We start from the raw sequence: 13639 nt of genomic DNA on the forward strand, positions 1-13639 counted from the left end.
GGGCCGACCGGGCGAGGGACGGGCCCGCACGCGAACTCATCCTCCAGAACGATCCCCCGGCACGTCCGCCGTCGCTACTGTCACGCCGACGACGTCACACAGGGGGAAGGCCAACCATGACACCCGCCATGACACGCCGGGCGGCGCTGCCCGGCGCACTCGCGCTCCTGCTCGCCCTCGCCGCGTGCGGCGGCGGTTCCACGGGCCCCGACGACGGGACCACCGGCGACGAGGAGCCGGGTCCGCTCCAGGCCTACTTCGAGCAGATCTACGGCGCGTGGGACGAGGAGAGCTCGAACGCGCAGCAGATGCGGGTCGAGGAGATCACCGCGGAGTGCATGAGCGAGCAGGGCTTCGAGTACGTCCCGGTCGACTGGTCGCAGGCGGGCGGCGGGACGGTCGTCGACGAGGACCTCGAGTGGGGCACGCCCGAGTTCGCGGCCGAGTACGGGTACGGCATCACGACGCAGCCCGGCGCGACCGAGGAGCCGCTCCCGGAGGAGCCGGTCGACGAGTTCGTCGACCCGAACTCGGAGTACGTCGAGGCCATGACCGAGGGCGAGCGCGAGGCCTACTACCTCGCGCTGCACGGCGACCTCTACGCGGACGAGACCAGCGGCGAGGAGATCGAGTACGACTGGACGCGTGCCGGCTGCCAGGGGGCCGCGCAGCACGAGGTGTACGAGAGCACGGGGCTCGACGCGGAGCAGACCGCCGCGCTCGAGGACGAGATGAGCACCATGTGGGAGTCGATCCAGACCGACTCGCGCATCACCGGGCTCGACGAGGAGTGGTCCTCCTGCCTCGCGGACAAGGGCTTCACGGGGTACGCCAAGATCGGTGACCCCGAGACGCAGCTGTCCGAGCGCTCCAACGCCGTGTACGAGGAGGTCTACGGCGAGATGGACGAGGAGCTCACCGAGGACGAGTACGCCGCGCTCGAGGAGGAGGTGCAGGCGCGCCTCGCCGAGCTGACCGCCGAGGAGATCGAGATCGCGGTCGCCGACGTCGGCTGCCGCGAGGAGGTCCGGTACGACGAGGTCCAGCGCGAGGTCTCCGCCGAGTACGAGCAGGAGTTCGTCGACGCGCACAAGGACGAGCTCGACGCGTGGGTCGAGGCGGCCAAGGCGGCGCGGGAGTGACCGCACGGTCCACCCGCACGATCACGGTCCTCGCCGTCACCGCGGTCGTCAGCCTCGGCGCGGGCCTGGGGCTGGGGCGGCTCGTCGTGTCGCCGGCCGAGGCGGCCGCGAACGCGGCACCGCCCGAGGCCGGGCCGATCACGGTCCCCGTCGAGCGGCGCATGCTGAGCAACGACGTCGTCCTGCGCGGGGACGTCCTCTACGAGGACCCGACCGAGGTCCGGCTCGAGACGGGCGACCTGGGGGGCCCGGCGGTCGTGACCGGGCAGGTCCCGGAGGTGGGTGCGGAGATCGCCGCCGGCGCCGTCGTCCTCGAGATCACCGGTCGACCGGTCATCGCGCTGACCGGTGAGCTGCCGGTCTACCGCACGCTGCGCGCCGGCGTCGCAGGTCCCGACGTCGTCCAGCTCAAGGCGGCACTGGCCGAGCTGGGCATCTCGGCGGGCGACCCCGCCTCCGACGTGTACGACTCGGGGACCGCGGCCGCGGTCGCCGAGCTCTACGCGCGGGTCGGGTACCCGGCCCCGGGGACGGACGACGAGACCGAGGCGGCGCTGTCCGCAGCCACCGAGGGCGTGCGCGGCGCCGAGGAGCAGCTCGCCGCGGCCCGACGTGACCTCGCCCAGGCGTCCGCGGGTGCGCCGTCGTCCGAGCGGGCGCAGCGCCAGGCGGACCTCGACAGCGCGCGGTTCGAGCTCCAGCAGGCCGAGAGCTGCGTGCCCGGCGAGGCCCGGGAGTGCGACCCGGCCGACGTCGTGCGGGCGCGGGGCGCGGTCACCGTGGCGGAGGCCGCGCTCGCCGAGGTCAGCGCGGCGCCCGACACGAGCGCGCAGCGCGCGGGCGTCGACGCGGCCCGCCGGGCGCTCGACGCGGCCGAGGCCGACCTCGCGGAGGCGCGGCTCGCGGGCCTGACGCCGTTGCCCGCCGGCGAGGTCGTCTACCTGCCCACGACGCCCCGCCGCGTCGACACGGTCGACGTCCAGCGTGGCAGCGTCCTCGCGGGCGGTGCCGCGATGCGGGTCTCCGGTGCGCGCCTGCAGATCGCGGGCACCGTCTCCGCAGCGGACGCCGAGCTGCTCGAGGTCGGCTCACCCGCCGTGATCGCGGCGCCCGACGGCAGCGAGGTGACGGGAACGGTTGAGGAGGTGGGCGGCGGCGAGGACGACGCCGCGGGCGAGGGTGAGGGCGACCAACCGGGTGCGGGTCGCACGCGCGTGGTCGTCGTGCCCACCCAGATCACCGAGGAGCAGCGGGCGATGCTCCAGGGCAGCAACGTGCGCATCACGATCCCGGTCACGTCGACCACCGAGGCGGTCCTCGCGGTCCCGCTCGCCGCGCTCGACACCGGACCCGGCGGCGAGGCGCGCGTCGACGTCCTCGACGACGACGGCGCGTCGTCGCTCGTGACCGTGCGCACGGGTCTCGCGGCCGACGGCTTCGTCGAGGTCACGGCGGTCGACGGCGAGCTCGCCGAGGGCGACCGCGTCGTCGTGGGCACCTCGGGCGAGGCGGCCGACGACGACGCGACCGGCGCCGACGAGGGCGGGGAGGACGGCGGGTGACGGCTCCCACGACCGAGCCCGCCGCCCCCACGCCCGCAGCCGCCCACGAGCCGCCCGTCATCGAGCTGCGCGACCTGCGCCGGACGTTCCCCGGCGAGCCGCCCGTCGAGGCGCTGCGGGGCGTGGACCTCACCGTGCACCGCGGCGACTACGTCTCCGTGGTCGGGCCGTCCGGTTCCGGCAAGTCGACGCTCCTGCACATCCTCGGGCTGCTCGACCGGCCGACGGCGGGCGACTACGTCCTCGACGGCGTGCCCACGCGCGAGCTGTCCGAGCAGGACCGCTCGCGGCTGCGCGGCGGGCGCATCGGGTTCGTGTTCCAGTCGTTCCACCTGCTCCCCCACCGCTCGGTGCTCGACAACGTGCTGCTCGCGACGCTGTACAGCGGCGTCCCGCGCGCGACGCGCCGGACGCGCGCGCTCGCCGCGCTCGAGCGGGTCGGCATGTCGCACCGGCTCGACTTCCTGCCGCCCGTGCTGTCGGGCGGCGAGCGGCAGCGGGTGGCCGTCGCGCGGGCCGTCGTCACGTCGCCCGACGTGCTGCTCGCCGACGAGCCGACCGGGAACCTGGACTCGAGCAACTCCGCGGGCGTGCTGGACCTCTTCGACGAGCTGCACCGCGACGGGCTGACGCTCGTGGTGATCACGCACGACGACGTCGTGTCGGCGCACGCGCGCCGCCGCGTGCGGATCTCCGACGGCCTGCTCGACGAGGTCGCGTGAGCGCGCCCGCGGGGCAGCGGACCCGTCGGCCGGGTCTGCTGCCCGGGACGCGCACCGCGCTCGGCCGCGCCGCGGGCCGGCTGCGCCGGCTCCCGCGGTCGGTGCGCGCCGCACCCGGCGCGGTCCGCGGCGTCCCGGCCTCCGTCCGCGCCGCGCTGAGCGGCGACCGGTTCGGCCCGCGCGACCTGCTCGCCGAGGCCGCGCACGGCGTCGGGTCACGACCCGGCCGCCTCCTCCTCACGATCATCGGCACGGTGCTCGGCATCGGGTCGCTCGTCGTGACCCTCGGGCTCGCCCAGACCGCGGCGGGTCAGATCGCGCAGCAGTTCGACGCCGCCGCCTCGACGCGCGTCGTCGTCGAGCCGTCGACGTCGCGCGGCCAGGGCGGCGAGCGCGCGACCGGGCGGATCCCGTGGGACGTCGAGGACCGGCTCGGTCGGATCGCGGGCGTCGACCAGGTCGGTGCGCTCGGCGCGGTCGACATCGGCGGAGCGCGCGTCGCCACCGTGCTGGTCAACGACCCCTCGGTGACACCGACGACCCCACCCGCGGTGGTCGCCGCGACGCCCGGTCTGCTGGACGCGCTGAGCGGGCGCGTCGTCACGGGACGCTGGTTCGACGCCGGCCACGACGCGCGCGCCGACCGCGTCGTCGTGCTCGGGGCGCGCGCCGCGACGCGGCTCGGCATCCACCGCGTGGACCGGCAGCCGGCCGTGCTGATCGACGAGCGCCCGTACACCGTCATCGGGATCGTCGACGACGTCGCCCGGCGCAGCGACCTGCTCGACGCCGTCGTCCTGCCGCTGGGCACCGCGCGCGCGGACTTCCGGGTCGCGTCGCTCGAGCAGGCGCACGTGCGCATCGCCGTCGGCGCGGGGCCCGTCGTCGGCGAGCAGGCGCCGCTCGCCCTCGCGCCCAACGCGCCCGAGACGATCCAGGCGCAGGTGCCGCCGCCGCCCAGCGCTGTCCGCGAGGGCGTCCAGGGCGACGTCAACGCGATCTTCCTGGCCCTCGCCGCCGTCGCGCTGCTCGTCGGCGGGCTCGGGATCGCGAACGTCACGCTCCTGTCCGTCCGCGAGCGCATGGGCGAGATCGGCCTGCGCCGGGCCCTCGGCGCGACGACGCGGCACATCGTGCAGCAGTTCCTCGCCGAGTCCGCGGTGATCGGGCTCCTCGGCGGCCTCATCGGGGCCGCGCTGGGTGTCGGTGTCGTCGTGGCGGTCTCGGTCGCACGGGCCTGGACGCCGATCCTCGACACGGGGCTCGTGGTGGTGTGCGCGCTCCTCGGCCTGGTCACCGGGCTGCTCGCCGGCGCCTACCCCGCGCTGCGCGCCGCACGCACCGAGCCGATCGCCGCGCTGCGGGGCACTCCTGGGTGACCCCTGGGTGAGCCCTGGATGAGCCCGGGTCGAGCCCTGCCCCCCCGGTTGTCGCGCGGGTCGGCGGGTCAGGACGGCTCGTCGCGCCGCGGGAGGCGCGCCGCGTCCTCGTGGCCCATGAGGAAGAGCGAGTAGGGCGTCCCGCCCGGCTCGGGCGGCAGGTCGGCGAGCTCCTGGAGCACCTCGGCGAGGCGCCGCTTCGCGAGGTCCCAGCCCTCCTGCCCGAGCCTGACCCCGAGCCGGGCACCCCAGACCGTGCCGGGGTCGGCCTCGGCGAGCTCCTCGAGGAACGCGTCGACGAGGACGCGGTACGAGCCCGGGATCTCGGGGGCGTCCCACGACTTCCGGGTCGACAGGTACGGCACCTCGCGCGCGCCGCGGGCACCGCGCCGCTCCTCCTGGGCCGCGAGGAAGCCGCGCTCGGCGAGCATGCGCACGTGGTGGAACGTCGACGCCGGCGACCGCCCGAGGCGTGCCGCGATCTCCTTGTTGGTGAGCGCCTCGTCGAGGCACAGCCGCAGGATCCGCATGCGGACCACCGACGCGAGCGCGCGCGCGTCCGCGTCGATCGACCCGCCGGCGGGCTCGCGGTCGCCGTCCCCCGGGGGCCGGGGCTCGTCGGGCGGCACCGCGGCGGCGTCGTCGGTCGGCATGCCTGAACTGTACGGACGACACACGGACGGTCCCTGTCCCGGGTGACCTGCGCGCCGATAGCGTTCGTCCGGCAGCGGTTGCGCACCGGACGGACCTGTGCGTGGGGGCCCGTCCGCGACTCCTCCCGCCTGCACGGCACCGAGGAGCCCCATGGTCGTCGCCCGTCGCATCGTCTTCCCCGCGCTGCGCCTCGTCGTGTGGACCGTCATCGCGGTCGCGCTCGTGAAGATCGCGTTCACCGGGTCGGAGGTCGTGGCGAGCGAGAGCCCGCTCGAGCCGGGGATCACGGTCACCGAGTCGCACGTCACCGTGACGACCGGGAGCATCGCGAACGTCGTGACGGTGCCGGGCACCGTGACCGCCGACCCGCCCGTGCCCGTCCGCGCGACCGGTGCGGGCACGGTCCACGCTCTGCTGGCGCCGGAGGGTCAGCGGGTCGAGGCCGGCGCGGCGCTGCTCGAGGTCCGCACGGAGACCCCCGTCGAGCCGACCGTGCGGACCGACCCGGAGACCGGCGAGCAGACGGTCGTCGAGCGCAGGCCCAAGGTCACGCGCCAGACGGTCACCGCCCCGGTCGCCGGGACCGTCCACCACGACGTCCTCGCGGGGCAGGTCGTGTCGGTCGGCGACACCGTGGGCTCGATCTCGCCCGGGACCCTCTCGGTGACCGGCACGCTCACGCCCGACCAGCAGTACCGCCTCATCTCGGCGCCGGGTGAGGCGACCGTGACGCTCAAGGGCGGACCCGCGCCGTTCACCTGCACGGGGCTGCGCATCGGGCCCGCGGCCCAGGACGCCGCGGCGCCGGTCGAGGGCGACCCGTCGGCGCCGGCGCCCTCCGGGGCGGTGCGGTGCTCGGTCCCGCCCGACGTCACGGCGTTCGCGGGCCTCGGTGCCGACCTCAGCATCGCGAACGGCACCGCCGAGGGCGCACTCGTCGTGCCGGTCACCGCCGTCCGCGGGTCGTACCAGAACGGCGACGTCTGGGTGGTCGGCGACGACGGCGCCGCGCAGGAGCGGCGCGTCGCGCTGGGCCTGACCGACGGCACGGTCGTCCAGGTCACGGAGGGCCTCGCCGAGGGCGACACGGTGCTGGAGTTCGCGCCGGGCGCCGAGGTCCCCGAGTGCGACCCCATGACGGGCTGCTGATGGCGCTGCTCGAGCTCACGGACGTCACGCGGTCCGTGCGCCTGCCGGACGACCGCATGCTGCACGTGCTGCGTGGCGTCACGCTCACGGTCGACGCGGGTGAGCACGTCTCCGTCGTCGGCCGGTCCGGGACCGGGAAGTCCACGCTGCTGAACATCCTCGGCCTGCTCGACGCCCCGACGACGGGCTCGTACGTGCTCGACGGCATCCCGATCGGCCGCCTGTCGGCCCGTGCGCGCTCGCGCCGCAGGGGCGAGGACTTCGGCTTCGTCTTCCAGCAGTTCAACCTGCTGCCCGGCCGGACCGCGCTCGAGAACGTCGCCGCACCGCTCATGTACGCGCGCGGTCGGGCGTTCTGGCGCCGGATGCGGCTCGCGGAGGAGATGCTCGGGCGCGTGGGCCTCGGCGACCGCGTCGACACCATGCCCGACAAGCTCTCCGGCGGCGAGCAGCAGCGCGTGGCCATCGCCCGCGCCCTCGTCCGTCGGCCGCGCGTCATCCTCGCGGACGAGCCGACGGGCGCGCTCGACGTCGAGACGGGTGCCGAGGTCATGGGCCTCCTCGACGACATCGCCGCCCAGACCGACGCCGCGCTCATCGCGATCACGCACGACCTGTCGGTCGCGGCGCGCGCTCAGCGGCGCTACCGGCTCGCCGACGGCGTGCTGACCCCGCTCGTCGAGGCGCCCGTGGGGCACCGGACCGAGTGGGTGGGCGACGTGCCGACGGCGGTCGCCCCGTGACGGGCCTCGTCTCGGCGGTCGTCGAGGCGTGGGACGAGCTGCGGATCCACAAGGTCCGGGTGCTGCTCGCTCTCGTCGGCGTCGCCGTCGCGGTGTGCGCGATCACGGGCATCACGGCCGCCGCGCAGATGCTCACGCAGACCGTGCGCGAGCAGTCCGAGCGCGACGGCGGACGCGACCTCACGCTGACGGTCAACCTGTACCCCGCCGGGGCGACCGAGGCGCCGCCACCGGCCGCTGCGTACGTCGACGCGTACCGCGACCTCGTCGAGCGGTACGAGGTCGAGTACGCGTCGCTGGACATGTGGACGCAGCTGCCGGTCCGATTGCCCGAGGGGCGGATGCTCGTCGAGGGGCAGGTCGTCGAGGCGGACTACGGCGTGATCCACCGCGTGCAGCCGGTGCAGGGCCGCTGGTTCACGGACGGGGACGCCGCGCTCTACGCGCCGACCGTCGTCGTCAACGAGACGTTCCTGCGCATGCTCGGCGCGACGGACCTGTCCGTGCCGCCCACGGTCCTCCTGGGCGGTGACGAGCCCGTGCTCGCGACCGTCGTCGGCGTCGTCGCCGACCGCTGGTCGCAGGAGAGCCCCCGTGCGTTCGTCCTGCACGCGCAGTACGAGCGCTGGCAGCTCGCCGCGTCGGCCGAGGAGATGGGCTGGAACATCCCGAGCCTGCGCATCTGGGTGCCGCCCGCGATGGGCGACGAGGTCACGGACGCGGTCCGGCGCGACCTCGCCGCGGCGGTCCCCGGGACGCAGGTCGACGTCTGGCCGTCGACGGCCGACTTCAGCGTGCTGGACGGCGGCGCGCGGTGGGTCGTCCTCGGCATCGGGGCCTTCACGCTGCTGCTCGGCGGGCTGGGGCTGCTCAACATCTCGCTCGTGACGGTGCGCTACCGGATCCGCGAGATCGGCATCCGGCGCAGCTTCGGCGCCACGTCGGGCCGGGTGTTCTTCGGCGTCCTCATGGAGTCCGTCGTCGCGACGGTCGTCGCGGGGGCGGTCGGGGTCGTGCTCGCCGTCGCGATCCTGTCGGCGGTGCCGTTCGAGGTCGTCCTCGGGACGCCGCTGCAGGAGCCGCCGCCGTTCCCCGTCTCCGCGGCGGTGACCGGCATGGTGTGCGCCACGGCGGTCGGCGCGCTCGCCGGCCTCGTGCCCGCCGTCGTGGCGGTGCGGGTCAAGGTCATCGACGCGATCCGCTACTGACCCGGGCGGTGAACCGCCTCACACCCGGCCCCCGAGGGGACGACGACGGCGCGGTCGCGTTCCTATGGTGGGGGTGATGCCCCCTGCACCCGCCCTCCTCGCCCGCTCCCTGGCCGCCCCCGAGCCGAGCCCGAGCCCGTCGCCGTCCACCGAGGCGGTCGTCGAGGGCGCCACGTCGTTCCTGACGATCCTCGTCGCGGTCGCGGCGGCCCTGGTCCTCGCGCTCGTCGTCGCGGAGGTCGCCAAGGCGGTCACCCGGGCCGTCGGCCGCGGCCGGCCGACGGCGACGCACCTCGCCGCCCGCGCACGCCGACCGCTGCGGACCGTGCTCGCGGTCGTGTTCTCGTGGCTCGCGGTGCGCCTCGTCGTCGACGACCCGCCGTGGCGTGCGGGGGCCGAGCACGTCTTCCTCATCGCGACGATCGTCGCGGTCACCTGGCTGCTGGGGGCGCTCGTCGGGGTCGCCGCCGAGACCGCGCTCGGGCGGTACCGGACCGACGTGCCCGACAACCGCCGGGCGCGGAAGGTCCGGACGCAGGTCATGGTGCTGCGCCGCCTGACGGTGGCCGTGCTGACGGTGTGCGCGATCGCCGGCGTCCTCATGACGTTCGAGGGTGCGCGCGCGGCGGGAGCCGGGATCCTCGCGTCGGCGGGCCTGCTGTCGGTCGTCGCGGGCCTCGCCGCGCAGTCCTCGCTCGCGAACGTCTTCGCCGGCCTCCAGCTGGCCTTCACGGACGCGATCCGCGTCGACGACGTCGTCATCGTCGAGGGCGAGTGGGGCCGCATCGAGGAGATCACGCTCACGTACGTCGTCGTGCACGTGTGGGACGACCGGCGGCTCATCCTCCCCTCGACGTGGTTCACGACGACGCCGTTCCAGAACTGGACCCGCAAGGCGGCGGACCTGCTCGGCACGGTCGAGATCGACGTCGACTGGGAGGTCCCGGTCCCCGCGATGCGCGCCGAGCTCACGCGCCTGCTCGAGGCGAGCGACCTGTGGGACCGGCGGGTCGGCGTGCTCCAGGTGACCGACGCGACGAACGGCCTGGTCCGGGTCCGCGCCCTCGCGTCCGCCAAGGACGCCCCGACGCTGTTCGACCTGCGCTGCGCGGTGCGCGAGGGGCTCGTCGACTGGCTCCGGCGGGCGCACCCCGAGAGCCTGCCGCGCACGCGATGGGAGGTCGGGACGACGGCGGGGCCGCTCGCCCAGCCGCGCCTCCCGGACGAGGCCGCCGACGCGCGCGGCGCGGACGCCGACGCGGGGACGGGCGCCCAGCCGGGTGCCGAGCCGGGTGCCGGTGCAGGCCCGCTCGAGGACGGGCAGCGGGCTCCCGGCGGCACCGGTACCGACGACGCACAGGACGCCACCACCCCGACCCGCCGGCGGCGGTCGCGCGACGACGCACCCTCGCACGGTCCGGCGCCCGGGCCTGAGGCCTCCCCCGGCCGGCCCTCGGTCACCGAGCCGGCTGCGGACCCCGAGCGCACCGTCGTGCTGCCCGCCGTCGCCGCTCACGACCAGGGCGCCGTCCCGACGGAGTCCGACGCCGGAGGCGAGCCGGGGCCGCGTCCCAGCGGCGAGCACCCGACCACCGTCCGACGGAGGTCGATCAGCGAGGCGAGGACGATCGCACCGCGGCGCGTCGACGTCGACCCGACGTCGCGCCTGTTCACCGGCTCCCTGGACGGCGTACGGCGGTCCCAGGCCTTCACGGGACCGTCCGACGACGCACCCGACGACGACCTGCGCGGCGAGCGCGGCGAGCGCGCCGACCCCCGCCGGACGACGACCGGACCCGACGCGCCCGGCGAGTGATTGACACTTCCTGATCAGTACCGTCATGCTCCCCGCATGACGCCGCAGGCGCCCCCGCGGCGCTCCCTCGTGCACCATCCCGACTTCCGGCTGCTGTGGGCCGGCGACGCGGCGGGACAGCTCGGCGCCCAGCTCACCGGGCTCGTGCTGCCGATCTACGCGGTCTCCGAGCTCCACGCGACCGAGTGGCAGATGGGTGCCCTCAGCGCGGCGGAGACCGCGGCGTTCCTCGTCATCGGCCTGCCCGCGGGCGCCTGGGTCGACCGCATGCGCAAGCGTCGGACGCTCGTCGTGGCGGACCTCGCTCGCGCCCTCGTCCTCGGCACCGTCGTGGCCGCTGCACTCGCCGGCCACGGCTCGATGGGCCTGCTCCTGGTCGCCGCCGCGGCGATCAGCGTGGCCTCGGTGTTCTTCGACGTCGCGCACCAGAGCTACGTCCCCGGCCTGGTCGGGCTCGACCACGTCGTCGAGGGCAACGCGAAGCTCCAGGCCACGCAGTCGGTCGCGCTCGTCGCGGCCCCCGCGCTGGGCGGGGCGCTGCTCCGCGTCGTGAGCGCGCCGGTGATCATGATCGGGACCGTCGGGACGTACGCGCTGTCGGCACTGCTCCTCGGCCGGATCCGCGCCGCGGAGACCCTGCCGGCACGTGCCGACCGGCGCCCGTTGCGCGAGGAGATCGCGGAGGGCCTGCGCTTCGTGCTGCACCAGCCGCTGCTGCGCCGGATCGTCGCGTGCACGTCGATCGGCAACCTCTTCCACACGGCCGCCGGTGCCCTGACGGTGATCTACGCGCTGCGGGTGCTCGGCATGGACGAGGCCGGACTCGGGCTCGTGATGTCCGCGTCGGCCGTCGGCGGCCTCGCGGGCGCGTTCCTCGCCGAGCGCGTCGCCCGCCTGGTCGGCGAGGCGCGGGTCATCCCGGTCAGCGCCGTCGCGTTCGGCCTCGCCTTCCTCGCGACGCCGCTCGCGCTGCCGCTGGCCGACGTCGTGCCGCCCGAGGTCACGCTCGTGGGCGGCGGAGCGGTCTTCAGCTTCTTCGTCGTGGTCTACAACGTCGCCCAGGTGAGCTTCCGCCAGCGCCTGTGCCCGCCCGCCCTGCTCGGGCGCATGAACGCGTCGGTCCGGTTCCTCGTCTGGGGCTCGATGCCCCTCGGCGGCCTCCTCGGCGGGTGGCTCGGGACCACCATCGGCGTCGTGCCGACCCTGTGGGTCGCGGCGGTCGGCGGCGTCGCCTCGGCGGTGCCCGTCGTCCTGTCGCCGCTCGTCCGCCTGACCCGGCTCCCCCGGCCCGACGACCGGCCCGACGACCCCGACGACCGGCCCGAGAGCACGGTCGCGCGCTGACCCCGCGGCCGTCGCGGCGCGGCCCGGGGCGGGGCCCCCGGGTCAGAGGTCGTACGTCACGACCACGGGGGCGTGGTCGCTGAACCGCTGGTCGTAGGCCGCGGCGCGGTCCACCTCGGCCTTCTGCGCACGCTCCGCGAGAGGCTCCGTCGCGATCTGGTAGTCGATCCGCCACCCGGCGTCGTTGTCGAACGCCTTCCCGCGCCACGACCACCAGGTGTAGGGGCCGGGCCCGTCGCCGCCGAGGCGCCGACCCAGGTCGACCCATCCCGCGTCGAACCAGCGGTCCAGGTACGCGCGCTCCTCGGGCAGGAACCCCGCCGCCTTGAGGTTGCCCTTCCAGTTCTTGATGTCCACCTCGCGGTGCGCGATGTTCACGTCGCCCGCGACGACCGCGTACCGCCCGTCCGCCCGCAGCTCGGCCATGCGCGCCGTCACCACCTCGAGGAACGCGTACTTCTCGTCCATCGACGGCGTGCCGAGGGTCCCCGAGTGGATGTACGTCGAGACGACGGTGAGCGAGCCGCCCCCGGGCAGCTCGAGGTCCGCCTCGACCCAGCGGCCCGAGCTCGAGTCGACGCCGTGGTCCAGGTCGATGCGCACCGCGCTCATGGGCAGCCGCGACGCGATCGCGACCCCCGAACGGCCCTTGGTCGTCGACTCGGCGTGCGCCAGGTCCCACACGTCCCGCGGGAGGAAGTCACCGACCATCTCGTCCGGCGCGCGGACCTCCTGCAGCAGGAGGACGTCCGGGCCGCGCGACGCGAGCCAGTCCCCCATGCCGCGCTTGAAGGCCGCGCGGATCCCGTTGACGTTGACCGAGGCGATGGTGAGCACCGGGGTATCCAACCTCATGCCGCTGACACGGCCCGCCGCGCGCCCCCGAGCCTGCGGCGGTCGGGTCTCACGTCCCCGCCCCTGCGGCGGTCGGGCCGCGGACCCCGGGGGTCACGCGGCCCGGCGCGCCGTCAGCGCAGGCCCGCGGCGGCCTCGGCCGCGTCGACGACGTTCGCGAGGAGCATCGCGCGCGTCATCGGCCCGACTCCCCCCGGGTTCGGCGAGACCCACCCGGCGACCGCGCGGACGCCCGGGTCGACGTCGCCGACGAGCCGCGAGCGGCCGGTGGCCTCGTCCACCGTGCGCGAGACGCCGACGTCGAGCACGACGGCGCCGGGCTTGACGTCCTCGGCGCGCACGATCCCCGGCACGCCCACCGCGGCGACGACCACGTCCGCCTCGCGCAGGTGCGCGAGCAGGTCACGCGTCCCGGTGTGGGTGAGCGTCACGGTCGCGTTGTGCTCGCGCCGCGTCAGCAGCAGGCCGATGCTCCGGCCCACGGTCGTGCCCCGCCCCAGGACGACGACGTGCGCGCCGTTGACGCTGATCCCGTGCCTCCCGAGGAGCTCGAGGATCCCGCGCGGCGTGCACGGCAGCGGCGAGTCGATCGGCTCGTTGACCCGCAGCACGAGGCGGCCCAGGTTGGTCGGGTGCAGGCCGTCGGCGTCCTTGCGCGGGTCGATGCGCTCGAGCACCGCGTTGACGTCCACGCCCTTCGGCAGCGGGAGCTGGACGATGTACCCGGTGCACGCCGGGTCGGCGTTGAGCCGGTCCACCGCGGCCTCGACGTCGGCCTGCGTCGCGGTCGCGGGGAGGTCCTCGCGGATCGACGCGATGCCGACCTCCGCGCAGTCGCGGTGCTTGCCCGCGACGTAGGCGTGGCTGCCGGGGTCGTCGCCGACGAGGACCGTGCCGAGCCCGGGCACGACGCCGCGCTCGCGCAGCGCCGCCACGCGCTCGGCGAGCTCGGCCTTGATCGCGGCGGCCGTGGCCGTGCCGTCGAGCAGGCGCGCCTCGCCGGTCGGGCTCACCGTCTCGGCCGCACCCACCGCGCCGTCGGGCAGCGCGTCGTCGGTCGGCACG

Annotated in this window: 12 protein-coding genes; 9 read left to right on the forward strand and 3 right to left on the reverse strand. The window is 75.5% G+C overall.

Translation table 11 applies throughout. From position 1 onward, the window contains the following. Positions 1-128 precede the first annotated feature (128 nt). The 4 genes from IEV86_RS16330 to IEV86_RS16345 are packed head-to-tail and all read left to right on the forward strand — an operon-like array spanning position 129 to position 4805. The gene (locus IEV86_RS16330; RefSeq protein WP_043607797.1) at positions 129-1142 is read left to right on the forward strand and encodes a hypothetical protein; all 1014 of its coding nucleotides are present in this window, start codon (positions 129-131) and stop codon (positions 1140-1142) included. Continuing rightward, positions 1139-2704 carry an efflux RND transporter periplasmic adaptor subunit gene (locus IEV86_RS16335; protein ID WP_188484765.1) on the forward strand — a complete coding sequence of 522 codons (1566 nt, stop codon included), beginning with the start codon at positions 1139-1141 and terminating at the stop codon, positions 2702-2704. The genes IEV86_RS16330 and IEV86_RS16335 overlap by 4 nt, the downstream gene beginning before the upstream one ends. Next, complete coding sequence (locus IEV86_RS16340; protein ID WP_188484766.1) at positions 2701-3426, forward strand: ABC transporter ATP-binding protein; 726 nt, start codon at positions 2701-2703, stop codon at positions 3424-3426. Before IEV86_RS16335 ends, IEV86_RS16340 begins: the two co-directional genes overlap by 4 nt. Then, entirely contained in the window at positions 3423-4805 is a 1383-nt protein-coding gene (locus tag IEV86_RS16345) for an ABC transporter permease (RefSeq protein WP_229734702.1), read from the forward strand. The genes IEV86_RS16340 and IEV86_RS16345 overlap by 4 nt, the downstream gene beginning before the upstream one ends. 68 nt (positions 4806-4873) lie before the next feature. Here the strand turns inward: IEV86_RS16345 and IEV86_RS16350 are convergent, their stop codons facing one another. Next, positions 4874-5458, reverse strand: a complete 585-nt coding sequence (locus IEV86_RS16350) for an ArsR/SmtB family transcription factor (RefSeq protein WP_052426291.1) — start codon at positions 5456-5458, stop codon at positions 4874-4876. A 151-nt stretch (positions 5459-5609) separates the two neighbouring features. Here IEV86_RS16350 and IEV86_RS16355 point away from each other — a divergent pair, with 151 nt between their 5' ends. The 5 genes from IEV86_RS16355 (at position 5610) to IEV86_RS16375 (ending at position 11719) form a co-directional block, all read left to right on the forward strand. Continuing rightward, positions 5610-6608, forward strand: coding sequence for an efflux RND transporter periplasmic adaptor subunit (locus IEV86_RS16355; protein ID WP_043607499.1), 999 nt, complete (start codon positions 5610-5612; stop codon positions 6606-6608). Beyond that, positions 6608-7351 (forward strand): ABC transporter ATP-binding protein, encoded by a 744-nt coding sequence (locus IEV86_RS16360; protein ID WP_052426290.1) that lies wholly within the window; start codon positions 6608-6610, stop codon positions 7349-7351. Before IEV86_RS16355 ends, IEV86_RS16360 begins: the two co-directional genes overlap by 1 nt. Next, positions 7348-8559, forward strand: coding sequence for an ABC transporter permease (locus tag IEV86_RS16365; protein WP_043607509.1), 1212 nt, complete (start codon positions 7348-7350; stop codon positions 8557-8559). Before IEV86_RS16360 ends, IEV86_RS16365 begins: the two co-directional genes overlap by 4 nt. A gap of 76 nt (positions 8560-8635) precedes the next feature. After that, the gene (locus IEV86_RS16370; protein WP_081978783.1) at positions 8636-10375 is read left to right on the forward strand and encodes a mechanosensitive ion channel family protein; all 1740 of its coding nucleotides are present in this window, start codon (positions 8636-8638) and stop codon (positions 10373-10375) included. Positions 10376-10411: 36 nt separating this feature from the next. Continuing rightward, positions 10412-11719, forward strand: a complete 1308-nt coding sequence (locus tag IEV86_RS16375; protein ID WP_043607498.1) for an MFS transporter — start codon at positions 10412-10414, stop codon at positions 11717-11719. A gap of 42 nt (positions 11720-11761) precedes the next feature. Here the strand turns inward: IEV86_RS16375 and IEV86_RS16380 are convergent, their stop codons facing one another. After that, positions 11762-12556 (reverse strand): exodeoxyribonuclease III, encoded by a 795-nt coding sequence (locus tag IEV86_RS16380; protein WP_188484767.1) that lies wholly within the window; start codon positions 12554-12556, stop codon positions 11762-11764. Positions 12557-12687: 131 nt separating this feature from the next. Next, complete coding sequence (locus tag IEV86_RS16385; RefSeq protein ID WP_043607505.1) at positions 12688-13587, reverse strand: bifunctional methylenetetrahydrofolate dehydrogenase/methenyltetrahydrofolate cyclohydrolase; 900 nt, start codon at positions 13585-13587, stop codon at positions 12688-12690. Positions 13588-13639: the final 52 nt, after the last annotated feature.

This window comes from Cellulomonas carbonis, assembly GCF_014636275.1.
Lineage (GTDB): Bacteria > Actinomycetota > Actinomycetes > Actinomycetales > Cellulomonadaceae > Actinotalea > Actinotalea carbonis.